Genomic DNA, 23,491 nt, shown 5'->3' with positions numbered 1-23,491 from the left:
GGACAACTCCTGAGGAGGGCTCGTGATGCTCGTGATCGTAAGAGGGCTTGATCCGTACGTGAGTCAGGGCTCGGACAGCGCGTCCCTGCGCTGCCCGAGCCCTGCTCTCACATCAATGTGCCTGCTCTGTTGATCAGAGCTGGTTGCCGACGAAGACCGTCAGGTCGACGAGGCGGTTGGAGTAACCCCACTCGTTGTCGTACCAGCCGAGGATCTTCACCGAGTTGCCCTCCTGGACCATGGTCAGGGAGGAGTCGAAGGTGCAGGAGGCCGGGTCGCCGACGATGTCGGAGGAGACGATCGGGTCCTCGGTGTAGGTCAGGAAGCCCTTGAGGTCGCCGTCGTCGGAGGCCTTCTTGAACGCGGCGTTGACCTCGTCCTTGGTGACCTCGCGCTGCAGCGTCACGACCAGGTCGGTGGCCGAGCCGGTCGGAACCGGGACGCGCATCGCGATGCCGTCGAGCTTGCCCTTGAGCTGCGGGAGGACCAGGGCGGTGGCCTTGGCGGCACCCGTCGTGGTCGGGATGATGTTCTCGGCCGCGGCGCGGGCACGACGCAGGTCCGAGTGCGGGAAGTCCAGGATGCGCTGGTCGTTCGTGTACGCGTGGACCGTCGTCATCAGGCCCTTGACGATGCCGAAGTTCTCGTCGAGAACCTTGGCCATCGGCGCCACACAGTTGGTGGTGCAGGAGGCGTTGGAGATGACGTGGTGGTTGGCCGCGTCGTACTTGTCCTGGTTGACGCCCATCACGATGGTGATGTCCTCGTCCTTGGCCGGAGCCGAGATGAGGACCTTCTTGGCGCCGCCGGTGATGTGCTTCTCGGCGTCGGCCTTCTTGGTGAAGATGCCGGTCGACTCGATGACGATGTCGACGCCGAGGTCGCCCCACGGGATGTCGGCGGGGTTGCGCTCGGACAGAACCTTGATCGTCTTGCCGTCGACGGTGATCGTGTCGGCGGTGTGCGACACCTCGGCCTTCAGGCGGCCCAGGATGGTGTCGTACTTGAGCAGGTGAGCGGTGGTCGCGGTGTCACCCAGGTCGTTGACAGCCACGATCTCGATGTCAGCACCCTGCTCCAGCAGCGCGCGGAAGTAGTTACGACCGATGCGGCCAAAGCCGTTGATGCCTACGCGGATCGTCACGAAACCGATCTCCTCGTTGGTACGCCGGGTTCGACTCCGGCGAGCTGTATGGGATGTCCCCGACCGCCTACGACCCTACCTCCCTGAGCCCTCCGGAGTGACATCGAGACGGCCCATACACGGCAGGGCGGTCCGTACCGGCCAGTAGGGGTACGGACCGCCCGGGCCCGAAGAACCGATCACCCGATTTGACTACATAGGGTCACGACGGTTTGACCGGGGGCGTCACCCGTCGAGAGCGGTGAGCGCCTTCTTCACCAGCGCCTTCCGCTCGGCCGCCGAGGCGATGTGCTCCAGGCCGAAGCCCAGCAGCACGGTGTCGTGCGTGGTGACCGCTCCATATGTCTGGAAGAGCGCCCCGGTGCGCGCCCAGTCCTTGAGGACGGCCGGGCTGCCCGCGGGCGGTCCGGCGACCTTCCAGACGCCCAGCGACGTCTCGAAGCCCTCGGTCTGGGTGGCGGCGCCGCCGACGACCAGCGAGGCCTCGTCGGCGAGGACGCCGTGGCCGCCGCTGCCCGGGTCGGTGACGTAGCTGATCGAGACCTCGACGGACTTGCCGGCGTACGCGCTCAGGTCGAAGTTCACCTGCTGCCAGCCGCCGGAGGCGCCGGTGAGGGCGTTCCAGGCGCCGGTGGTCCCGTTGGCGGTGCAGCCGCCGGGCGCCACGGTGAGGTAGTGCTCGAGCTGCGGGTGCCCGCCCACGTAGTACCCGGCCGAGCAGTCCTCCGGCACGGTGGTCCTGGTGGCACCGCCCGTGTCGGGCAGCGTCGTCCAGTCGTCGGCGCCCGTGGTGTGGGCCTCGACGATCACGTTGTCGTAGCCCGGCTCGGTGTCCCACAGCAGCCGGGTGCGCAGCGCGGGCGCGTCCGCCGCGCTCACTCCGGTGAGGTCGACGGTGCGGGTGAGCCGCTTGTAGGCGTCGTCGGTGTGGACGGCGGCGGCCATGAAGGAGCCCGCGTACGGCCCGTACGGGTTGGCCGTCCCGCTGAACTGTCCCGCGCCCGCGCTCGCGAACTGCGGGTACGTGTCGACGGGCAGTTCGTCGGACGTCACGCCGTACGTCCCCGCCCGGTCCAGGGGGTTGCCGGCGGCGGGGCCGAGTGCGCCCGTGAAGCCGGCGAGGCCGCCGGAGCCGGTGAAGCCGGTGGCCCCCGGGGTCGACGCACGGGTGTAGGCGCCCAGGTAGTACTGGCTGAAGTCGTTCGACAGGGTGCCGCCGCCGAGGTCGACGCTGCCGCCGGCCAGCTCGCCGGCCTCGACCAGCTTGCCGCCCTCGTTGAGGAAGGCACGCAGCTGGAGCTGGGTGGCGACGCCCGGGGTGCTCGCGCCGGTGTAGTGGACGACGGTGCCGAAGTGGCTCAGCACGCCGAGCGCGTCGGGCGCGCCCTGTGCGGCGACGTCCCAGACGAGCGCCTTGCGGCCGTTGGCCTTGAGCGCGTCGACGTACTTCTGCGCCTGTGTGGCGGTCGCGCCCTCCTCGGCGACGACGAGCGTGTCCGCCTTGGGGCGCTCGGCGACGGTGTACGTGAAGTGCTCGCTGGAGACCTTCTTGCCGCTCCTGGTCTCGCCGGTGAACCACACCTCGACCTTGTCGCCCGGGACGCCGTCCTGGACCTCGGCCCGGTACTCGTCGAAGTAGATATTGTCCTCACCGCCGTACCGCTCGCCGCCCTTCCAAGGCTTGAGCGCCATGTCCAGGGTTCGGCCGCCGTTGACGCGGTACCTCAGTTCCTTGTCGCGCACCGCCTTGCGTACGACGACGGAGACCTCCTGGTCCGCTCCGCGCGAGTACGACGTGGTGAACGCGGCCGGGGTGAAGTCGGCGGCGCTCAGACCGGCCGCGGACTTCGGCTGGTCGGGCCTGGCGGCGGACTCGGCGAGGGAGAGCGCGAAGGGGATGTTCTTGGCGAACTCCTGCTGGATCAGCGTCTCGTCGTCCGGGAAGGTGAAGATCGACAGGCAGTCCTGCGGCTTCCAGGCGTCGTCGGGGTCGACGTTCGAGGCGGTTTCGCAGGTCGACATCTCCGGGGTGAACATCGCCATGCCGTTGACGTTCGCCGCGTGGCCGTCGGCCTCGCCGTTGGTGGTGTACAGCTCCGAGGACACCTGCGGGTGGTAACCCGGGATCGCGGAGTTCTCCGGGGTGCCGGCGAGTGCCTCGTAGAGGACGTCGTCCGGGGTCTCGGTGGCCACCTGCCAGCCGACTCCGTAGAGGAGGAGTTCGGCGGCGGAGTGGTAGTTGATGCCGTAGGTGAAGCCGACGCGCTTCTGGAAGGCGTCCAGGGCCTGGGTCTCCGGCTCCGAGCCGGGGCTCGCGCCCCGGTAGGTCTGGCTGGAGGGGCTGGGGGACGAACCCTCGTCGTCGTAGCCCCACTTGTAGGAGAAGTTGCGGTTGAGGTCGACGCCGTCGCCGGTGCCGATGGCGCCGTCACCGTTGTTGTCGCGCAGGTTCTTGCGCCACAGGCGGTTGTCGGAGTTCTGGAAGGTGTAGTCGTAGCCGTCCGGGTTGGCCGACAGGACGAACCACAGCTCGGTCGTGTCGACGAGCTTCTTGATCTTCTTGTCCGTCTTGTAGTTGTCCAGGTAATGGTGCATCAGCCGGCGGGTCATCTCCGGTGTGATCCACTCGCGCGCGTGCTGATTGGACATGTACAGCACGGACGGCTTGGAGCCGTCCTTGGTCTTCTTGGCGCCCTTGGTCAGCTTCACGGCCAGGATGTCCTGGCCGTTGACCGTCTTGCCGATGGAGACGACCTTGGTGAGGCCGGGGTTCTCCTGCCCGGTCCTGACGATCTCCTCCTTCAGGCCGCCGCTGCCGCTGTACGGCCGGAACACGCCCTCGGCGGCCGCCTCGGCGCGGTCCGCGGCCTTGGCCGACAGTTTGTGCTCGGTGAGATCGACGCCCTGGTCCTCGAGCCGGTCGGCCTGACGGTCGGTGAGGTAGACCTCGACCGTGGCCTCGCCCTTCTCGGGTACCTGCTCGCCGAGTTCGTGGCTGTCCTGACCGGCCGCCAGCAGCAGGGGTACCTGCTTCTGCGTGACCTCGGCGCGGAAGACCTTGACCTCGTTCGGATCGGGAGAGTCTGCGCTCTGTGCCGCCTGGGCGATGGGTGCGATTCCCGCACCGCCGAGCAGGAGCGCGCCAACAGCGAGGATCGGTCTCGCTTTTCGTCTCATGAACCCCCCTAGCAGTGGTTCGCCACGTCAGCGACGAACAGAGGTCAGGCTCATATCAGTTCATGATCGAGTCAAGGGTGCCTCAAGGACACACAAACGCCGGTGCCGATCACCCAAGTGGGTGTCGGCACCGGCGTGTTGGAAGTGCTGCGGGGTCAACCGACGAGGTTGTCCGCCATCTCCTCGGTGATGCTGGACTCCGTGCCGGGGATGCCGAGGTCCTGGGCCCGCTTGTCGGCCATCGCCAGCAGGCGGCGGATACGCCCGGCGACGGCGTCCTTGGTCAGCGGCGGGTCGGCGAGCGCGCCCAGCTCCTCCAGGGATGCCTGCTTGTGGTCCATGCGCAGCCGCCCGGCGGCGGCGAGGTGCTCGGGGACGTCGTCGGCGAGGATCTCCAGGGCGCGCTGGACACGGGCGCCCGCGGCGACGGCCGCGCGCGCCGAGCGGCGCAGGTTGGCGTCGTCGAAGTTGGCGAGCCGGTTCGCCGTGGCCCGCACCTCGCGGCGCATCCGGCGCTCCTCCCAGGCCAGCACCGACTCGTGGGCGCCGAGCCGGGTCAGCAGGGCGCCGATCGCGTCACCGTCCCGGACGACCACCCGGTCCACTCCGCGTACCTCCCGGGCCTTGGCCGCGATCGACAGGCGGCGGGCCGCGCCGACCAGGGCGAGCGCGGCCTCGGGGCCGGGGCAGGTCACCTCCAGGGAGGAGGAGCGGCCCGGCTCGGTGAGCGAGCCGTGCGCCAGGAAGGCCCCGCGCCAGGCGGCCTCCGCGTCACAGGTGGCACCGGAGACCACCTGCGGGGGCAGACCCCGGATCGGACGGCCCCGGCCGTCGACCAGGCCGGTCTGCCGGGCCAGCTGGTCACCGCCGGCGACCACCCGCACGACATAGCGCGAGCCGCGGCGCAGTCCGCCCGGTGCCATCACGATCAGCTCGGAGCTGTGGCCGAAGATCTCCAGGATGTCCCGCTTGAGGCGACGGGCCGCCATCGCGGTGTCCAGCTCCGCTTCGATCACGATGCGCCCGCTCACCAGGTGGAGGCCTCCGGCGAACCGCAGAATGGCGGAGACCTCCGCCTTTCTGCAGCAGGTACGGGTGACGGGGAGCCGGGAGATCTCATCCTTCACCGCTGCCGTCATCGCCATGGGCCGATCCTTCCATGCATCCGAAAAATACGGTCGTACGCGGCGGCAAGGAGCTCCGGGTCATGTCTTGGGGACCCATCCCTCCGGGCGACCGGGGCCAGCTCGACCGCGGCACCGAGCCGCTTGGCGGCCTCGGTGAGAACATCGCGGTCGGGCACGGCGGCCTCGTCGGCCAGCACCACGTCCAGGGCGAGTTTAGGGGCGTGTCGTCCCAAAACCTCCAAATGACGCTGCGGGGAGAAGCCTTCGGTTTCTCCCGGCTGCGGAGCGAGGTTCAGGGAGAGTACCCGGCGCGCCTTCGTCTGCGTGAGCGCGTCCAGGAGTTCGGGTACGAGCAGGTGCGGGATGACCGAGGAGAACCAGGAGCCGGGGCCCAGCACCACCCAGTCGGCGTCGAGGACGGCCGCCACCGCCTCCGGTACCGCGGGCGGGTCGTGCGGAACCAGGTGCACGGACTGCACCTCGCCGGGGGTGAGGGCGACGGTCGCCTGTCCCCGCACGGTGTCGACGTCCTCGGGCCGGTCCGGGTCATGGCCCCTGACCAGGGCCTGGAGCTCCAGTGGTACGGCGGACATCGGCAGCACGCGCCCGTGCGCGCCCAGCAGCCTGCCGACCAGGTCGAGGGCCTGGACGTGGTCGCCCAGCTGCTCCCAGAGGGCGACGATCAGCAGGTTGCCGACCGCGTGTTCGTGCAGCTCGCCCTTGGACTGGAAGCGGTGCTGGATGACGCGGGCCCAGGTCTGGCCCCAGTCGTCGTCGCCGCACAGTGCCGCCAGGGCCTTGCGCAGGTCGCCGGGCGGCAGCACGCCCAGCTCGTCGCGCAGCCGGCCGCTGGAGCCGCCGTCGTCGGCCACGGTGACGACGGCGGTGAGGTCGCCGGTGATCCGGCGCAGGGCGGCCAGCGAGGCGGACAGGCCCATGCCGCCACCCAGGGCGACCACCTTGGGCTGCGCGCCCCGGCGGCGCGGCCTGGCGCCCCGGGCCTCGACGGGCTTGCTCGCGCGCCCCTCGGGTACCGCCCGGCGCAGCCTGCTCAGCCGGGGTGAACGTCCGGTCATTCCCGTCCCATGTCCCGGTGCACGACCACCGTCTCCACGCCCTCGGCCGCGAGGCGCGCGGCGAGTTTCTCCGAGGTGGCGACCGAGCGGTGCTTGCCGCCGGTGCAGCCGATGGCGATCGTCACGTACCGCTTGCCCTCGCGGCGGTAGCCGGCCGCGATGAGCCGCAGCAGCTCGGCGTAGCGGTCGAGGAACTCCTTGGCGCCGGGCTGGTTGAAGACGTACGCCGACACCTCCTCGTTGAGGCCGTTGAAGGGGCGCAGCTCCGGGACCCAGTGCGGGTTGGGCAGGAAGCGCATGTCCGCGACCAGGTCGGCGTCGACCGGCAGGCCGTACTTGAAGCCGAAGGACATGACGGTGGCCCGCAGCTCGGGCTCTTCCTCGCCGGCGAACTGCGCGTCCATCTTGGCGCGCAGCTCGTGCACGTTGAGGCTGGAGGTGTCGATCACCAGGTCGGCGTCGCCGCGCAGCTCGCGCAGCAGCTCGCGCTCGGCGGCGATGCCGTCGACGATCCGGCCGTCGCCCTGGAGGGGGTGCGGGCGGCGCACCGACTCGAAGCGGCGCACCAGGGCCTCGTCCGAGGACTCCAGGAAGACGATCCGCCGCGTGACCTGCCTGCTGTCGAGGTCGGCGAGGGACTCGCGGAGGTTGTCGAAGAAGCGGCGGCCGCGGACGTCGACGACGACCGCGATCCGCGCCACGTTGCCCTGGGAGCGGGCGCCGAGTTCCACCATGGTGGGGATCAGCGCGGGCGGGAGGTTGTCGACGACGAACCAGCCGAGGTCCTCCAGACACTTGGCCGCGGTCGAGCGGCCGGCTCCGGACATCCCGGAGATGATCACCAGCTCGGGGATGGCCGCGTCCGGGACCGCGGCCGTCTCGTTGGGCGTGCCCGTACTCACCTGTGCTCCGTCTCCGGCCTGGCCTTGTTGCCCGTCGTGCTCGTTCACATTCATGTCTCCTGCCCCCGTCGTTCGTCCGGGGCGCCCGTCGTCACGGGCTCCCCTCCGGAACCCATGGTGCCGGGTTCCTCTTCATCCATGATCTCTCCAGTCGCCGTGTTCACCGCCGGCGTGGCCGGAGCCGCCTGGGCGAAGGCCACGGCGATCGTCTCGGCCGTCTTGCGGCCTATGCCGGGAACCTCGCAGATCTGGTCGATGGTGGCAGATCGGAGTTTCCGCAACGAACCGAAATGCTTCAGCAGTGCCTGCTTGCGCGCGTCCCCGAGCCCCGGGACGTCGTCCAGGGGGCTCGACCGGAAGCGCTTGGCGCGTTTGGTGCGCTGATAGGTGATCGCGAAACGGTGGGCCTCGTCGCGGACGCGCTGGAGGAGGTAGAGGCCCTCGCTGGTGCGGGGCAGGACGACCGGGTCGTCCTCGTTCGGCAGCCAGACCTCCTCCAGGCGCTTGGCGAGGCCGCAGACGGCGATGTCGTCGATGCCCAGCTCGTCGAGGGCCTTCTTCGCGGCGGCCACCTGGGGCTGCCCTCCGTCGACGACGACGAGTTGCGGCGGGTAGGCGAAGCGCTTGGGGCGGCCGTCCTCCTCGGTGAGGCCGTTGCCGTGTCCGTCGGCGTCGGGGGTCTCGCCGTCGGCCCACTCCCCCGTCTTCTCCTTCTCGGCGAGGTAGCGCCGGAAGCGGCGGGTGATCACCTCGTGCATGGAGCGGACGTCGTCCTGTCCCTCGAAGCCCTTGATCTGGAAGCGGCGGTACTCGCTCTTGCGCTGTAGGCCGTCCTCGAAGACGACCATGGAGGCCACCACGTCGTCGCCCTGGAGGTGCGAGATGTCGTAGCACTCGATCCTGAGCGGGGCGCTGTCCAGGTCGAGGGCGTCGGCGATCTCCTCCAGGGCGCGCGAGCGGGTGGTCAGGTCGGAGGCGCGCTTGGTCTTGTGCAGGGCGAGCGAATGGAGCGCGTTGCGCTGGACGGTCTCCATGAGGGCCTTCTTGTCGCCGCGCTGCGGGACGCGCAGCGACACGGCGGACCCGCGGCGCCCGGTCAGCCACTCCTGGACCGGCTCGACCGGGTCGGGCAGGGCCGGGACGAGGACCTCCCTGGGGACCGAGTCGCCCCTCTCCTCGCCGTAGAGCTGCTGGAGGGCGTGCTCCACCAGGGCGCCGGTGGTGATCTCCTCGACCTTGTCGGTGACCCAGCCGCGCTGGCCGCGCACGCGTCCGCCACGGACGTGGAAGATCTGCACGGCCGCTTCCAGCTCGTCCTCGGCGACCGCGATCAGGTCGGCGTCGGTCGCGTCGGCGAGCACGACCGCGTTCTTCTCCATGGCCTTCTTCAGGGCCCCGATGTCGTCGCGCAGGCGGGCCGCCCGCTCGTACTCCATCTCCTCGGCCGCCTCCGTCATCTGCTTCTCCAGACGGCGGAGGTACGTGCCCGTACGGCCGGCCATGAAGTCGCTGAACTCGTCGGCGAGTTCGCGGTGCTCCTCGGCGGAGACGCGGCCCACACAGGGCGCGGAGCACTTGCCGATGTAGCCGAGGAGGCAGGGGCGGCCGGTGCGGGTGGCGTTCTTGAAGACGCCGGCGGAGCAGGTGCGCACCGGGAAGACGCGCAGCAGGAGGTCCACGGTGTCGCGGATCGCCCACGCGTGCCCGTACGGCCCGAAGTAGCGCACGCCCTTCTTCTTGTGCCCGCGCATCACCTGGACGCGCGGGAACTCCTCGTTCATGGTCACCGCGAGGTACGGGTAGCTCTTGTCGTCTCGGTACTTGACGTTGAACCGGGGGTCGTACTCCTTGATCCAGGAGTACTCCAGCTGCAGGGCCTCCACCTCCGTGGACACCACCGTCCACTCCACGGACGCGGCCGTGGTGACCATGGTGCGGGTGCGGGGGTGCAGGCCCGCCAGGTCCTGGAAGTAGTTCGCCAGGCGTTGGCGCAGGCTTTTCGCCTTTCCGACGTAGATCACCCGGCGGTGCTCGTCACGGAACCTGTACACCCCGGGAGAGTCCGGGATCTGTCCCGGCTTGGGGCGGTAGCTGGAGGGGTCGGCCATGTCTCACACCCTACTGGCGGGGGCTGACAGCGTGGCGGCCTGTGGACAACGGGCAGGCGGCGTCGGCGGCGGTGCCCTCGGTGATCCACAGGCCGCGGCCGAGGGGGTACGAACGACCGGAAACGGAATTGCGGGCCTGCCGTGACTACTTGGGCACGTAGGCGGGGAATGCTCAAGTCACTGCGGGTACAGAGGGACCGACCGTCCGGCGAGGACGGCGTCGTCGTCGGAGGGCTGCGGGACATGCGGCGTACACGGATCGAGAAGCGACGGCGGTCGGGTCGTACGGACCGGACCACGAACGACCCTTACGCGCCGTACGACTCCCTCGACCCGCGAGACCCCGACATCGTCCGCGCCAAGCGGCTGATCGAGGAGCGCCGCGGCACCGGCCGACACCTCTAGAAGGGCCGGGACGCGGCACCACCCTTCGCGTCCGGCACGGACACAGCACCACCCGGCGCCACCCTTCGCGTCCGGCACGGACACAGCACCACCCGGCGCCGCCCTTCGCGTCCAGCACGGGCACAGCACCACCCGGCGCCACCCTTCGCATCCGGCACGGGCACAGCACCGCCCGGCGTCTCCGGCATGTTCCGGCACGGAGCGCGACTCCGGCCATCATCTCCAGCACGTGTACGGCGCGGCACACATAGCCGCCCCGAGGACGCACCCCGCGATCGCCGCCCCCCGCGCGCCGGTTCCTGCCCGAGTGAGGGCACGAAGTCGGCCAGGAGTGGGCCGCGATCGGGTATCAGGTGTTGTCGGGACTTGGTCAACACGCTTCAATGCGGGGGAACTCGGGGCCTGAACGACGGCGTACGGATGTGAAGACCCCCGGCGCCGGCGCGGTGGCCCCCGACCGCCTTCCGCGAACGGCCTGACCAGCCGTTGTGAAAGCCCACAGAAAGGCCCCTGCATGCCGCACGCCACACAGCACGCGGACGTCGTCACCGTCGCCACCGCGGAACTGGACTCGGCCCTGCGTGGCGGCCCCTTCCATGTCGCGCTGCGCGCCGCGATCGCCGCCCGCGGGCTGCCGCTGCAGCGTGTACAGCACCATCTCTCGCGCCACGGGGTGAAGGTCGGCGTGACGAGCCTGAGCTACTGGCAGCAGGGCGCCCGCCGTCCGCAGCGCCCCGAATCGCTGCGCGCCGTACGGGCTCTGGAGGAGATCCTCCAGCTGCCGGAGGAGTCGCTGATCCGGCTGCTCGCCCAGAGCGACGAGGACCCGGCCGGGCAGCGGCCCGCCGCCCGTTCCTACCGCTCCCTCGTCGAGGCCTCGGGCGTCCTGGAGCAGCTGCTCGCCGAGCTGGACTCGCCGCTCGACGGCGGACTGCACACCCTCGGACACCACGAGCGGGTACGGATCGGCGCCCGCCGCGAACTGGCGGGGCGCGAGTCGCACCACATCGTGCGGGCCCACCGCGACGGCGTCGACCGTTTCGTGGCCGTCCACCACGGCGACCCGGGGTGCGTGCCGGAGCGCATACGCGTCCACGCCCTGGAGAACTGCCGTACCGGACGCCTGCGTTCGGACCCCGACACCGGCGTGCTCGTGGCGGAGCTGCTCTTCGACACCAGGCTGCGGGCCGGCGACACGTTCCTCTTCCGCTACGGCGTCCAGGACGGCACGGCGGGAGCGTCGCGGGAGTACGTCCGCGGATTCGGTCCGGCGGGCGGGCAGTACGCGCTCCAGGTGCGCTTCGACGAGCACGCGCTGCCGACCCGCTGCCACCGGTTCGCCCAGCACTCGGCGGCGGCACCACGCAGCGGCCGCCAGGAGCTGCCCCTCACCGGCAGGCACCACTCCGTACACCTCGTCGAGCCGCGGGTGCGGTCGGGGATCGTGGGGATCGGCTGGGACTGGGAGTGAGCGCGCCGGATCGGGAGTGAGCGCGCCGGATCGGGAGTGAGCGCGCCGGATCGGGAGTGAGCGCGCCGGGGGAGTGAGCGGCGGAGCTCTTCCGCGTCCGTCCCGTCCGTCGCCCGGCACGTGATCCCGCGTAAACGCTTGCGCAAGCGTTTACGTCTGCCCTCGAATGGGATACGTTCCCCCTACCGTTCCGGGGAGGGTGACCCATGCCGACCATGGCTGACGTCGCACGCAGCGCCGGCGTGTCCGTGGCGACCGTCTCGCACGTGCTGAACGACACGCGGCCGGTCCTGCCGCACACCCGCCAGGCCGTGCTGGACGCCGTCGAGGAGCTCGGCTACACGCCCAACACCCTCGCCCGCTCCCTGGTGACGTCCCGCACCCGCTCCATCGGCCTCGCGGTGTCGGCGATCAGCAATCCGTACTTCACGGAGATCCTCCAGGGAGTGGAGGCCGCCGCCCTGGAACACGGCTACAGCCTGCTGATCGCCGACCCGCACGACGATCCGGAGCACGAGCGCAAAGTCGTCCAGCTCCTGCACGAGCGGCGGGTGGACGGCATGATCGTCGCGCCCTCGGCCGACCCGCGCGAGCTGGTCGCCTACCTGACGCGTCACGACGTACCGGCCGTGTTCCTCGACCGGGTGATCGACTCCCCCGAGGACCACGCGCCACGCTTCGACCAGGTCTGCGCCGACAGCGCCGAGCCGACGGCCCGGCTGATCACACATCTCGCCGGGCTGGGCCACCGCCGGATCGCCCTGGTCGCGGGCCGCCCCGGGCTGAGCACCACCCGCGAGCGGACCACCGGTTACCGGCACGGCCTCGCCGCCGCCGGTTACCCCTTCGACGAGCGGCTCGTCGTGCACGGCGACTCCGCGTCGGCCGGCGGCGAACGGGCCACCGCGGCCCTGCTGGCCCTCGCCGCGCCACCCACCGCCCTGGTCACCGCCAACAACGCGATGACCATCGGTGCCCTGCGCGCGCTGCGCGAACACGGTCTGTCCGTGCCGGACGACATCGCGTTGTGCTGCTTCGACGACTTCGAATGGGCGGACCTGTTCACGCCCCGGTTGACCGCGATCGCCCAGCCCGGCAGGCAGATCGGCGCCGAGTCGGTCCGGGTGCTCCTGGAGCGGCTCGCCGCGCCGGACCGGCCCGCCCGGACCGTGCGGCTCGAATGCGCCTTCGTCCACCGCACCTCGTGCGGCTGCGCCGACGAGCCGGAGCGCTCGGCCGAGGCCCCGCGGCCTCGGTGACACGCACGGCCCTCGCTCCCCCGCAGCCCTCACACCCCCTGAGTCCCGGAAAGGAACCGTTTTCGTGATCGTCGTCGCCGGAGAGGCACTGATCGACCTGGTACCGCAGGGCACGGGCGCCCTCGCGGGCCTGAAGCCGGCGCTCGGCGGCGGCCCGTACAACACGGCCCTGGCCCTCGGCCGCCTCGGCTCCCCCGCGGCCTTCTGCTCCCGCGTCTCGTCCGACGCCTTCGGGGAGGCGCTGCTCGACGGCCTGCGGCGGGAGGGAGTGGACGTGACGGCCGTACAGCGCGGTCCGCAGCCGACCACGCTCGCGGTCGCCACCATCGACACACACGGTTCGGCCGCCTACTCCTTCTACGTCGACGGCACCGCGGACCGGCTGTTCACGGCGCCCCCGGCGCTCCCCGAGCAGACTCGCGCGATCTCCTTCGGCACCTGCTCGCTCGTTTTGGAGCCAGGCGCGAGCGCCTACGAGGAGCTGATGCGGACCGCGGCCGCGCAGGGCGTGTTCACCGCGCTCGACCCGAACATCCGGGAGGGGCTGATAGCCGACGCCGACGCCTACCGGACCCGCTTCAAGAGCTGGCTGCCCTCGGTGTCGCTGCTCAAGCTCTCCGAGGAGGACGCGCTGTGGCTGGGCGGCACCCCGCGTGAGTGGCTGGCCGCGGGCCCCGCGGCTGTTGTGATCACCCAGGGCGGCGACGGGCTGACCGCCTTCACCCGCGACGGGGCCGTGCACTCGGTGCCGGGCGAGAAGGTCGACGTCGTCGACACGATCGGCGCCGGCGACACCGTGAACGCCGCCCTGCTGCACGGCCTGTCCACCCGGGACGTCCTGACCCCGGAGGCGCTCGCCGGTCTGGGCGCGGACGGCTGGGCAGACCTGCTGCGCTTCGCCGCGCGAGCGGCGGCGATCACCTGCTCACGCGCGGGGGCCGAGCCCCCGTACGCGGCGGAACTGGCCTGAGACGGCGATCACGCTCCCTCACCGTGACGAGGATGTCCTCCCCGCCCCGGATGTCACAGGGTGTTCCCTTCGGCAGCTGCGGAGAGGACGGCGAGCAGTGGCTCGATCACTTCGGTCGGGTCTCCCACCGCCAGGAGGAGGTCGAGTTGGCGACGCATGGAGGAGACTTCGGCGCCGTCGGCGTACTGGACCGCGTATCTGTAGTGGCACAGTGCTTCGGCGGGCGGCTCCAGAGCCACGTCCTCCTGCAACAGGTGGTGGTGGACGGCGAGTTCGGCGAGGGTGGCGTGCTCCCAGGTGTCTTGCGGGCTGATCGGGCGACGTTCGACGGCGAACCGGACCACCGGGAGCAGCGACTGCGCCAGGGCAGCATCTCCCCGGCCTCCGCCGAAGTGATGTCCCCTGACCCGCACAAGGGCGAGCGCGTTGATGCCCGGATAGTAGTCACCGGGGTCGGCCACCATGCCGCTGTGGTACGCCTCGATGGCTCGGGCCAGATGAGGGGAGGCCAACTTTTTCCCTCCGAGCTTGAAAGCGAGTTCGAAGGCTCGCTTGGCCGCGCTGCCGAGCAAGCCCCATGTTTCGGAGGACCCAGGGTGCAGTCCGTCGAGTGCCAGTAGTCTGCGTTCGGCCTCCCGCAGGTACTCCAGCCGCTCCTCGGACGTCCCCTCACGGTGTATCAGCGTGAACGCATACCCCTGCTGCATACGGACCCGGTCGAAGACGGCGTCGGCTTCGGCCAGCGGCTTGAGCAGTTTCCGCCCTGCCTCGAGCTTTCCCAGTTGCACGAGGGCGAGTCCGATCTGCTCCAGCTGGGCGTGACAGTTGCTGTCGGACAACCCGTCCTTCCGCACCTTGCCTGCGATTTCGAGCAGCTTCGGGGCGTCGCGCAGAGCCGCTGCCAGGGAGATCTCCTCGCTGTACCGCGTGAGCCGCGCGAAGAGCTCCACGTCGGCGTCGGGGGGCAGTTGGACGGGTTCCAGTGCGGGGAACACCGCCCACACCGGACTGTCGGCTCCCCGCGCCGCGCTCAGCGCGCTCTGGAGCTTGCGAATGGCCTCGACCGCCTGCCGGTCGCTGACCTTCTTCATTCCCCGCTCGTAGCGCTGAATGGTCGAATGCCCCAGGTCGAAGGGCGGTGTCACCCAGTGCGGCGCCATGAGAAGGGTGGCGGCCGGCCGCCAGGCGTGCCGCACACCCAACTCCCACAGGACGTTGGGGTTGAGGGTGGCGAGGTCCGCCACAAAGAGGTCGGCGGTGTTGATGCTGTGCAGCATGCGCGCGTCGATGCTCTTCAGGCCGGCCTCAAGGTCAGTGCGGATCGGCCGGTAGCCGCTGCCCAGCAGGGCGGGTACGAGCACTCGGTGCCAGGTCTCGTCCGCCTCGAACCGCTTGAGTTCCCGGGTGGCGTCGGCCTTGCCGCCGTAAGGCATGGCGACGAACGCCGTCGGAGCACCGGCCTGGCTCTGCGAGGGACTGAGGCGCAGCACGAGGTCACCGTTGGCCTGTGCCGCCCGGATCAGGGACCCGGTGTGGTCCTCTCCCTCCCGGTCCCCCTCCGTCACCGCGACCACCACCAGTTCCTCGGGATCGTCGGCGGGCTGGGCCGACTCGCCACGGCGGTCCCGGGCATGACGCAGGATCGCCTGGTTGACGGCACGGAACCCGTCGTCGTCGGCCTGTGCTCCCGGTACGGGGATCAAGGCGGCCTCCGCCCGCGCCGTCAGCGTGCGGTAGCGCTCCTCCCATTGCCGTCCCCGGTCGGCGACCGAGGCGGCGACGAACGCCTCGGGGTCCTCGGTGACCAGGAGGTCGACCGGGATGCCGGCGCGCAGTGCCGCCCCGGCGGCCAGCAGGTCCGTGCCCGCGGCGGCCGATCCCACGGCGAGCCGCGGCCGCAACCCGGCGAAGAGGAGCTTCAGCCGCTCCTCGAGCCACCCCACGGCGGAATCGGGAAGGACGCCGTCGGGTCCTGAGGGACGCCGGCCGGTGAAAACCACGATCATGCTGTCTCCCGTTCCGCCCAGTGCGTGGTCTCGTTGCTGAGAATCCGCTCGATGGACTCGGCCAGCAGGACGTCGACGTCCGCCGCCTGCGCGTAGTGCCCCGCTCGGGCCACATACAGGTACTGCTCGCGGCGCAGGTTCTCGCACGAGGAGCGGTAGTTGATCCAGTTCTCCTGGAACTTGAACAGCTGCTGCGCGCCCTCGATGACGGCGATCATGGCGCCCATCAGGGCCGCGATCCAGGTGGGCGCGGACGCCGCGACCACCACCGGAAGTCCCGCCGCGAGCAGCAGCGTGGACAACTTCAGCTGCTTGAACCGCCGTTGGGCATGACTGCTCTTGCGGTCGAACCATGTCATCTGGTCCTGCAGGCGCTCCCATGTGACCTCGGCCGACCGTGCCCCGCGTGGCTGCATCGGCCCGCTTCTGGCTGCCGGAACTTCAGGCTCCCCCACCGGCTCCCCCTCTGTGGTCCTTCGCGGCGCGGCCCCGCGCGGTCACGGGCCGTACCGACACGATCACGATGGCGTAAGCGCGCGGGCTCGGCAAGAACGCCGGTCGTTGCCCGGCGTGTGTCGTAGGCCGTGAGCCGTGAGCCGTGGGGAGTGAGCCGCGGGGGGTGTTCACGACGAAGCCGGGGCCGCCGCGGGCTTGTTGTGCTCAGCCCGCAGCGGCCCCGCCTTCGAAGGGGTCGCGCTTCCCGCTCCCCCGTCAGGCCTTGCGGGCCCGGGTCGTCTTCTTCGCGGGCGCGGCCTTCTTGGTGACTGCGGCCGCCCCCTTCGCGGTCGTGCTGTTGACGGCCTTGGCCGTCTTCGCGGTCGCCTTGGCCGTCTTCGCGGTCGCCGTCTTGGCCGTGGCGGTCCTCTTCGCCGCCGATGTGGCCGCCACGGACTTCTTGGCCGTCGCCCTGCGCGGGGCCTTCACCGAGGCCGCGTCGCTGATCCGGTCGGCGCCGAGGACCTCCTGGAGGAACTTGCCGGTGTGGCTGGCGGGGACCGCCGCGACCTCCTCGGGCGTGCCCTCGGCGACGACCAGCCCGCCGCCGGCACCGCCTTCGGGGCCCATGTCGACGACCCAGTCGGCGGTCTTGATCACGTCGAGGTTGTGCTCGATGACGATGACCGTGTTGCCCTTGTCGACGAGTCCGGCCAGGACTGTCAGCAGCTTGCTGATGTCCTCGAAGTGCAGACCGGTGGTGGGCTCGTCCAGAACGTAGACCGTGCGCCCGGTGGAGCGCTTCTGGAGCTCGCTGGCGAGCTTCACGCGCTGGGCCTCGCCGCCGGAGAGGGTGGTCGCGGACTGACCGAGACGGACATAGCCGAGACCGACGTCGTTGAGCGTCTTCAGGTGGCGGGAGATCGCCGGCACGGCCTCGAAGAAGTGCATGGCTTCCTCGATCGGCATGTTCAGGACGTCGGCGATGGACTTGCCCTTGTAGTGGACCTCCAGGGTCTCCCGGTTGTACCGGGCGCCGTGGCAGACCTCGCACGGGACGTACACGTCCGGGAGGAAGTTCATCTCGATCTTGATGGTGCCGTCGCCCGCGCAGTTCTCGCAGCGGCCGCCCTTGACGTTGAAGGAGAAGCGGCCCGGCAGGTAGCCGCGGACCTTCGCCTCGGTCGTCTCGGCGAAGAGCCTGCGCACGTGGTCGAAGACGCCGGTGTACGTCGCCGGGTTCGACCGGGGGGTACGGCCGATGGGTGACTGGTCGACGTGGACGACCTTGTCCACGAGGTCGTCGCCGTCCACACGCGTGTGCCGTCCCGGAACGCTCCGGGCGCCGTTGAGCTCACGGGCCAGGTGCGTGTACAGGATGTCGTTGACCAGCGTCGACTTGCCGGAACCGGACACGCCGGTGACCGCGGTGAACACGCCCAGCGGGAAGGACACGTCGATGTCCTGCAGGTTGTTCTCGCGGGCGCCGTGCACGGTGAGCAGGCGGGACGGGTCGTGCGGGCGCCGGATGTCGGGCAGCGGGATGGACTTCTTGCCGGACAGGTACTGGCCGGTCTGCGACTCGGCGTTGGCGAGCAGCTCCTTCAGGGAGCCGCTGTGCACGACCTTGCCGCCGTGCTCGCCGGCGCCGGGGCCGATGTCGACGATCCAGTCGGCGATCTTGATGGTGTCCTCGTCGTGCTCCACGACGATGAGCGTGTTGCCCATGTCGCGCAACCGGACCAGAGTCTCGATCAGCCGGTGGTTGTCGCGCTGGTGCAGACCGATCGACGGCTCGTCGAGAACGTACAGGACGCCGACGAGTCCGGAGCCGATCTGGGTGGCCAGGCGGATGCGCTGGGCCTCGCCGCCGGAGAGCGTGCCGGCCGCCCGGTTCAGGGAGAGGTAGTCCAGACCGACGTCGACCAGGAACCTCAGTCGTTCGTTGACCTCCTTCAGCACCCGCTCGGCGATCTTCTTGTCGCGGGCGCTGAGCTTCAGCTCGCCCAGGAAGTCCGCGCAGTCGCTGATGGACATCCCGGAGACCTCGGCGATCGACTTCCCCATGACGGTGACCGCGAGGACGATCGGCTTGAGGCGGGTGCCCTCACAGGTGGGACAGGGCACCTCGCGCATGTAGCCCTCGAAGCGCTCGCGGCTGGCGTCGCTCTCGGACTCGCTGTGCCGGCGCTTGACGAAGGGGACCGCGCCTTCGAAGGGCGTGGTGTACACGCGCTCGCGTCCGTACCGGTTGCGGTAACGGACCTCGATCTGGGTCTTGTGGCCCTGGAGCAGTGCCTTCTTGGCACGCTGCGGCAGACCTGCGAAGGGGATGTCCGTACGGAATCCCAGCGCGTCCGCGAGGGCGCCGATCAGGCGGCTGAAGTAGTCCTTGGTGTGGCCGTGCGACCAGGGGTGGATGGCGCCCTCGTCGAGGGACTTGTCCTCGTCCGGGACGATCAGCTCGGGGTCGACCTCCATGCGGGTGCCGATGCCGGTGCACTCGGGGCAGGCTCCGAAGGGCGAGTTGAAGGAGAAGGAGCGGGGCTCCAGCTCCTCGAAGGAGAGGTCGTCGTACGCGCAGTACAGGTGCTCCGAGTACATGCGCTCGCGCTCCGGGTCGTCCTCGGGGAGGTCCACGAAGTCGAGCACGACCATGCCGCCGGACAGGCCGAGCGCGGTCTCCACGGAGTCGGTGAGGCGGCGCTTGGCGGAGTCCTTCACCGTGAGGCGGTCGACGACCACCTCGATGGTGTGCTTCTCCTGCTTCTTCAGGGTGGGCGGGCTGGAGAGCTGGATCGTCTCGCCGTCCACGCGCGCGCGGGAGTAGCCCTTGGTCTGGAGGTCGGCGAAGAGGTCGACGAACTCGCCCTTTCGCTCGCGCACCAGCGGCGACAGCACCTGGAAGCGGCTGCCCTCCGGCAGCTCCAGCACCTTGTCGACGATGGCCTGCGGCGACTGGCGCGAGATCGGGCGGCCGCACTCGGGACAGTGCGGCTTGCCGATGCGCGCGAAGAGCAGGCGCAGGTAGTCGTAGACCTCGGTGATGGTGCCGACCGTGGAGCGGGGGTTGCGCGAGGTCGACTTCTGGTCGATGGAGACCGCGGGCGAGAGGCCCTCGATGAAGTCGACGTCCGGCTTGTCCATCTGGCCGAGGAACTGGCGGGCGTACGAGGAGAGGGACTCCACATAGCGCCGCTGGCCCTCGGCGAAGATGGTGTCGAAGGCCAGGGAGGACTTGCCCGACCCGGACAGGCCCGTGAAGACGATGAGCGAGTCGCGAGGCAGGTCGAGCGAGACGTTCTTCAGGTTGTGCTCGCGCGCGCCACGGACGATGAGACGGTCGGCCACGCCGGTCCGCACCTTTCTTGAGAGAAGTGACAGGGGCGAGGCCCCCGTGCTTTCTCAGACTAGGGGGAGCCACTGACAACGCCGGTCGGATTCCGGGATGCATAACAATCCCCAGCCATCCAGCATGCCCGACGCCACGCCCGACCATATAGCACGTGCATTCGATTTACGGCACAGCTTCACCAGCTTCACCCAAAGGGGTGGCGGGGCTAGGGTCAGCAGCATGATTGATCACGCTCATGACCTGGCGTCTGTACGTGAGGCGACCGACCGGCTGCTCACCGCAGTCGCCGACCTGGACAACGCGACTGTGACCGAGGCGTCACGGCTGCCCGGCTGGACGCGCGGTCACGTGCTCGCCCATCTCTCCCGTAACGCGGACGCGCTCGTCAACGTCCTCGAGGGCCGTCCCATGTACGTCTCCGGCGAAGCCAGGGACGCCGACATCGAGCGTGACGCCCCGCGTCCGCTCGACGTCCAGCTCTCCGACCTGCGCGACAGTGCGGCCCGCTTCCAGGAGACGGCAGCCGTTCCGGCGGACTGGTCGCGCACGGTGGAGCTGCGGCACGGTGTCACCGACACCGCGTCCCGGGTGCCCTTCCGACGGTGGATCGAGGTGGAGCTGCACCACGTCGACCTCGGGATCGGGTACGAGCTGGAGGACCTCCCGCAGGAGTTCGTACGGCGGGAGACCGACTTCCTCGCGGCGCGCTTCGCAGGCCACAAGGACGTGCCCGCGACCCGCATGAGCACCGGCGAGGGCCGGACCCTGACCACCGGCGGCGGTGCCGGAGGCGGACCGGTCGTGGTCGAGGGTCCCGCCGCCGACCTGCTCGGCTGGCTCGCGGGGCGCCGCGACGGCTCCGCGCTGACGGTGAAGGACGGCACCCTGCCGGCCCTGCCTCCGCTGTGAGCCCGTGGCCGGACCACGAACGGCGCCCCGCTATAGGCTGGCGGTCATGACGTACAGCGGACAGGTGACGGTCGGCGGCCCGGCGGACGTGCACGAGCTCAAGGACCTGATGATCACAAAGATCGCGGTCGGCCCGATGAACAACAACGCCTATCTGCTGCGTTGCCGGGCCACCGACGAGCAGCTGCTGATCGACGCCGCCAACGACGCGGAGACCCTGCTCGGCAGCATCGGTCACGACGGCATCGCGTCGGTCGTCACCACGCACCAGCACGGCGACCACTGGCAGGCGCTCGCCGACGTCGTCGCGGCCACGGGCGCGCGCACGTACGCGGGACGGGACGACGCCGAGGGCATCCCCGTGGCGACCGACGTACTGGTCGACGACGGCGACACCATCCGGGTGGGGCGCGTGGAACTCACCGCGCGCCATCTGGTCGGCCACACGCCGGGCTCGATCGCCCTCGTCTACGACGACCCGCACGGACACCCCCACGTCTTCACCGGGGACTGCCTCTTCCCGGGCGGTCCCGGTAGGACAACACGTCCGGAAGAGTTCAACTCCCTGATGGGCGGCCTAGAGACCAAGCTCTTCGACGTCCTGCCCGACGAGACGTGGATCTACCCCGGCCACGGCAACGACACCACCATCGGCACGGAGCGGCCCCACCTCGCGGAGTGGCGCGCACGAGGCTGGTAACCGTCCACGACGACCGCCCCTGCTTCGAAACCGAATAGGGGGCGGTCGCGCGTTCAGGCCCGCTCAACGTTCGGGAGGGTCAAGCCCCACGGACGGTGGCCTATAGAGAGCACCGTCACCGACGCCGGCAGCAGTGACCGCCAGGGTCGGGGGCTGTTGCATGGGCTGCGGTCTGCTGGGCGGGGTTCACCTGGCAGGCAGCGGAACCTCCCACCTCTCCGCAATCCATCCCTTCGGCTCCCAGCCGTACTGCCTCAGCCTTCTCCCCTCTTCCACCCGTCCGGCCGCGCACAGCAGATCGGCCGCCAGCGTCATGGCGCCGGTATTGCCAGCTTCAGCGTGGAGCCGCAGCCGCTCCAAGGCCTCGGCTATCCGTGTGGGCTTCTGCAACAACCAGGCATAGTCGTCCCTCAACATCAGTGGGGCCCACTCCGTGGTAACCCTCGCGCCGTCGACGACGTTGCGCTGGACCCAGGCATCCGCGGCCTCGATTTGTTCCATCTTCTCCGGCAGGGTGTCCATCCCCAAGGGGGCGGAATCACTTGCCTCGGAAGCACGCTGGTGGCACGTGAATGCTTCGTCCGTCCTGCCGTGCCTCGTCAGCAACAAGACTGCCCATCCGAGGGCGAGAAGGTCGCCAGACTCGGCGCCGCGCTGGTACCAGGCGATCACCTCCTCCATCCGGTCAGCCACCCGCAAGAGGTCGGCCGCCGGTCTCAGCGCACGGGTGTCGCCGGCCTCGGCGGCGCTCCGGTAGAGAAGCATGGCGATGCGGAGAAGACCACGGGCGTGGGCTGCGCGGGCCAGTGATGCGCGGGCTGCGGGAGTACCGTGATCAATCAGAGCGTCCCACGTGTGAGCCGGAACGGGGACAACGGGAGCATCGCGGGCGTCGGGAGCCCGAGGAACGGTGCCGATGGAACGTCGGCCGTGTTGTTCGAGGTAGTCGGCGAGGCGGTAGTGGGGCTGGGCAGGAGCGGCTTGGCCGCGCCGAGGGCGGATGCGGCTCAGCGGGCCGCGGGTGCCGCGCACCGGGCGGGCGACATGAGCGAGGGCTTGTTCGAGCCAGTCGTCGTCCAGCAGGTCCCACTGAGTGTCGGTGAGGTAGCCCTCGGCAGCGGCTTCCAGCAGAGCCAGGGGCAGGGCAGTGCCGTGACCGAGGCGGCGGACGTCCATGGCGGCCTCGATCAGCGCTTTCGCCGCCGGGGGCGCGGTGCGGTACCGCTCGACCAGGGCGGGGATGCCAGCCAGATACTGGGTGACCTGCCCTTGCTCTGAGTGTCGAAGGGCTTCGGCCAGGCGGGGGTCGCTGGTGGCGGTGACCTCTGCGGTCTTCAGCTCATCGACGGTGAAGACCTCGGGGACAGTGATGCTCTTGTTCGTGACCAGTTGGCGGGCCTGCGAATACAGGTCCGACCCCGTCGCGGGAACGGGGACGTAGGCGAGTGCGTCCCACTGCTCGGGCCAGATGGTGCCCAGGACCAGCACAGGGCCGCGCTCGGGGGTGTTCAGCAGCTCACGGAGGCCGGAGGCGACCTGCGCGCTGTGCTCCTGGTCCAGGAGGTAGTCCTGGGCTTCGTTGAGCCACACCACGGTCTGCGGCGCCACCAGGTCCGATTGCCCGAACACCGCTGAGGGGCGGTCCGGCTCGATCGGGTGCCACAGCCGCCATCCGTCCGGCAGTTGCTTCACCGCTTCCCAGCAGGCCCGGGTCTTGCCCGTGGAGGACCCGCCGACCAGGACCGCGATGCCGCTCTGCCCGCTCTCGGCGGCGGACACCACCGAACGCAGCCGCGCGTCGAACTCCCGCGGGACGTAGGCCGGCAGCGCGCCGAGCTTGCCGATGGCAGCGCCGACGTCAAGGGCCGGGTGCACCTCCAGACGGTCCAGGACAAGCAGGTCGTCGAACTCGCTGATCGGCCGACCCGCAGAGGTGTACATCCCGGCCTCGGTCCACAGCTTGCGCACCCGCGCGGCCAGATCGCCCTCGTCCCACGCGGCGCGGCGGGCGAGCACCATGGCGATGGAGACCGCGTCAGCCTGGCTGGGCGACAGGTTCGGGGAGCTGATGGTGCGGCTGATGGTGTCCCGGCTCGGCGCCCCTGCGAGGTTGTCGTCGGCCTCGATGTCCGCAGTCATGTCGTCCAGGCTCGGGGCGTTCGCCGCCAGGTACGCCTCGTACAGCAGATCTTTCAACTCCCGCAACGGACGCGGCCATTTCACCCGTGCCCGCTCCAGCCTTCGCGGCCGCCTGGTGGGCCCGCCCCCCTTGTTGCGACTCATCGCACCATCATCCCCCGCTCCGGTCCCGGGTACAGCCTGAACAGCACCGATACCGCCGCAGGCGGGGCGCTCGTCGCAATTGGGAGTCGATCTTTGTGCTGGGCCGAGTGTCGAGAGCGAGCTGGCCAGCTGCCTACCCGCTGATCGCGACCCATGGAGGTCCC

Annotated in this window: 16 protein-coding genes; 6 read left to right on the top strand and 10 right to left on the bottom strand. The window is 70.1% G+C overall.

Annotated features, from left to right (window positions below; translation table 11 throughout):
• Positions 1-133: 133 nt before the first annotated feature.
• The 6 genes from gap to uvrC form a co-directional block, all read right to left on the bottom strand.
• The gene (gap, locus tag AQJ84_RS28930; protein ID WP_030039586.1) at positions 134-1,144 is read right to left on the bottom strand and encodes a type I glyceraldehyde-3-phosphate dehydrogenase; all 1,011 of its coding nucleotides are present in this window, start codon (positions 1,142-1,144) and stop codon (positions 134-136) included.
• Between the two features lie 225 nt (positions 1,145-1,369).
• Positions 1,370-4,321 (bottom strand): M14 family metallopeptidase, encoded by a 2,952-nt coding sequence (locus tag AQJ84_RS28925; protein ID WP_030039585.1) that lies wholly within the window; start codon positions 4,319-4,321, stop codon positions 1,370-1,372.
• A 155-nt stretch (positions 4,322-4,476) separates the two neighbouring features.
• Positions 4,477-5,466: a DNA-binding protein WhiA gene (gene whiA, locus AQJ84_RS28920; protein ID WP_030039584.1), complete on the bottom strand. Its 990-nt coding sequence runs from the start codon at positions 5,464-5,466 to the stop codon at positions 4,477-4,479.
• Entirely contained in the window at positions 5,457-6,524 is a 1,068-nt protein-coding gene (locus AQJ84_RS28915) for a gluconeogenesis factor YvcK family protein (RefSeq protein ID WP_030039583.1), read from the bottom strand. Before AQJ84_RS28915 ends, whiA begins: the two co-directional genes overlap by 10 nt.
• Entirely contained in the window at positions 6,521-7,480 is a 960-nt protein-coding gene (rapZ, locus tag AQJ84_RS28910; protein WP_030039582.1) for an RNase adapter RapZ, read from the bottom strand. The genes AQJ84_RS28915 and rapZ overlap by 4 nt, the downstream gene beginning before the upstream one ends.
• Positions 7,477-9,534 carry an excinuclease ABC subunit UvrC gene (uvrC, locus tag AQJ84_RS28905; protein ID WP_030039581.1) on the bottom strand — a complete coding sequence of 686 codons (2,058 nt, stop codon included), beginning with the start codon at positions 9,532-9,534 and terminating at the stop codon, positions 7,477-7,479. Before uvrC ends, rapZ begins: the two co-directional genes overlap by 4 nt.
• 168 nt (positions 9,535-9,702) lie before the next feature.
• On the opposite strand from uvrC, the gene AQJ84_RS28900 reads away from it, so the two are divergent.
• From AQJ84_RS28900 to AQJ84_RS28885, 4 genes are all read left to right on the top strand, one after another.
• Complete coding sequence (locus AQJ84_RS28900) at positions 9,703-9,939, top strand: hypothetical protein (protein ID WP_037802578.1); 237 nt, start codon at positions 9,703-9,705, stop codon at positions 9,937-9,939.
• A 514-nt stretch (positions 9,940-10,453) separates the two neighbouring features.
• Positions 10,454-11,410: a hypothetical protein gene (locus AQJ84_RS28895; protein WP_053191916.1), complete on the top strand. Its 957-nt coding sequence runs from the start codon at positions 10,454-10,456 to the stop codon at positions 11,408-11,410.
• 206 nt (positions 11,411-11,616) lie between these two features.
• The gene (locus AQJ84_RS28890) at positions 11,617-12,669 is read left to right on the top strand and encodes a LacI family DNA-binding transcriptional regulator (RefSeq protein WP_030039577.1); all 1,053 of its coding nucleotides are present in this window, start codon (positions 11,617-11,619) and stop codon (positions 12,667-12,669) included.
• Positions 12,670-12,733: 64 nt separating this feature from the next.
• Positions 12,734-13,639 (top strand): carbohydrate kinase family protein, encoded by a 906-nt coding sequence (locus tag AQJ84_RS28885; protein WP_030039576.1) that lies wholly within the window; start codon positions 12,734-12,736, stop codon positions 13,637-13,639.
• A gap of 53 nt (positions 13,640-13,692) precedes the next feature.
• Here the strand turns inward: AQJ84_RS28885 and AQJ84_RS28880 are convergent, their stop codons facing one another.
• The 3 genes from AQJ84_RS28880 to uvrA form a co-directional block, all read right to left on the bottom strand.
• Positions 13,693-15,645, bottom strand: coding sequence for a tetratricopeptide repeat-containing protein (locus AQJ84_RS28880; protein WP_030039575.1), 1,953 nt, complete (start codon positions 15,643-15,645; stop codon positions 13,693-13,695).
• Positions 15,642-16,061 carry a DUF4231 domain-containing protein gene (locus AQJ84_RS28875; RefSeq protein ID WP_051869725.1) on the bottom strand — a complete coding sequence of 140 codons (420 nt, stop codon included), beginning with the start codon at positions 16,059-16,061 and terminating at the stop codon, positions 15,642-15,644. The genes AQJ84_RS28880 and AQJ84_RS28875 overlap by 4 nt, the downstream gene beginning before the upstream one ends.
• A gap of 295 nt (positions 16,062-16,356) precedes the next feature.
• Entirely contained in the window at positions 16,357-19,431 is a 3,075-nt protein-coding gene (gene uvrA, locus AQJ84_RS28870) for an excinuclease ABC subunit UvrA (protein ID WP_053191914.1), read from the bottom strand.
• 223 nt (positions 19,432-19,654) lie between these two features.
• Between uvrA and AQJ84_RS28865 the strand changes: the two genes are divergently transcribed.
• Together AQJ84_RS28865 and AQJ84_RS28860 are read left to right on the top strand one after the other, a co-directional pair.
• Positions 19,655-20,344, top strand: coding sequence for a maleylpyruvate isomerase family mycothiol-dependent enzyme (locus tag AQJ84_RS28865; protein ID WP_030039572.1), 690 nt, complete (start codon positions 19,655-19,657; stop codon positions 20,342-20,344).
• Positions 20,345-20,390: 46 nt separating this feature from the next.
• The gene (locus tag AQJ84_RS28860) at positions 20,391-21,044 is read left to right on the top strand and encodes an MBL fold metallo-hydrolase (RefSeq protein WP_030039571.1); all 654 of its coding nucleotides are present in this window, start codon (positions 20,391-20,393) and stop codon (positions 21,042-21,044) included.
• Between the two features lie 186 nt (positions 21,045-21,230).
• Here AQJ84_RS28860 and AQJ84_RS28855 read toward each other — a convergent pair whose 3' ends face one another.
• Entirely contained in the window at positions 21,231-23,327 is a 2,097-nt protein-coding gene (locus AQJ84_RS28855) for a hypothetical protein (RefSeq protein WP_128092233.1), read from the bottom strand.
• Between the last annotated feature and the right edge of the window lie 164 nt (positions 23,328-23,491).

The organism is Streptomyces resistomycificus, assembly GCF_001514265.1.
Lineage (GTDB): Bacteria > Actinomycetota > Actinomycetes > Streptomycetales > Streptomycetaceae > Streptomyces > Streptomyces resistomycificus.
Note: the sequence above shows the minus strand (reverse complement) of the source record. Positions and strands in the feature narration are given on the sequence as shown.

What these genes read in the sequence shown, in the direction of transcription:
- AQJ84_RS28925 (WP_030039585.1), bottom strand. Translation starts at nt 4,321, where the DNA reads ATGAGACGAAAAGCGAGACCGATCCTCGCTGTTGGCGCGCTCCTGCTC.
- whiA (WP_030039584.1), bottom strand. Translation starts at nt 5,466, where the DNA reads ATGGCGATGACGGCAGCGGTGAAGGATGAGATCTCCCGGCTCCCCGTC.
- AQJ84_RS28915 (WP_030039583.1), bottom strand. Translation starts at nt 6,524, where the DNA reads ATGACCGGACGTTCACCCCGGCTGAGCAGGCTGCGCCGGGCGGTACCC.
- rapZ (WP_030039582.1), bottom strand. Translation starts at nt 7,480, where the DNA reads ATGAATGTGAACGAGCACGACGGGCAACAAGGCCAGGCCGGAGACGGA.
- uvrC (WP_030039581.1), bottom strand. Translation starts at nt 9,534, where the DNA reads ATGGCCGACCCCTCCAGCTACCGCCCCAAGCCGGGACAGATCCCGGAC.
- AQJ84_RS28900 (WP_037802578.1), top strand. Translation starts at nt 9,703, where the DNA reads ATGCTCAAGTCACTGCGGGTACAGAGGGACCGACCGTCCGGCGAGGAC.
- AQJ84_RS28895 (WP_053191916.1), top strand. Translation starts at nt 10,454, where the DNA reads ATGCCGCACGCCACACAGCACGCGGACGTCGTCACCGTCGCCACCGCG.
- AQJ84_RS28890 (WP_030039577.1), top strand. Translation starts at nt 11,617, where the DNA reads ATGCCGACCATGGCTGACGTCGCACGCAGCGCCGGCGTGTCCGTGGCG.
- AQJ84_RS28880 (WP_030039575.1), bottom strand. Translation starts at nt 15,645, where the DNA reads ATGATCGTGGTTTTCACCGGCCGGCGTCCCTCAGGACCCGACGGCGTC.
- AQJ84_RS28875 (WP_051869725.1), bottom strand. Translation starts at nt 16,061, where the DNA reads ATGCAGCCACGCGGGGCACGGTCGGCCGAGGTCACATGGGAGCGCCTG.
- AQJ84_RS28865 (WP_030039572.1), top strand. Translation starts at nt 19,655, where the DNA reads ATGATTGATCACGCTCATGACCTGGCGTCTGTACGTGAGGCGACCGAC.
- AQJ84_RS28860 (WP_030039571.1), top strand. Translation starts at nt 20,391, where the DNA reads ATGACGTACAGCGGACAGGTGACGGTCGGCGGCCCGGCGGACGTGCAC.
- AQJ84_RS28855 (WP_128092233.1), bottom strand. Translation starts at nt 23,327, where the DNA reads ATGAGTCGCAACAAGGGGGGCGGGCCCACCAGGCGGCCGCGAAGGCTG.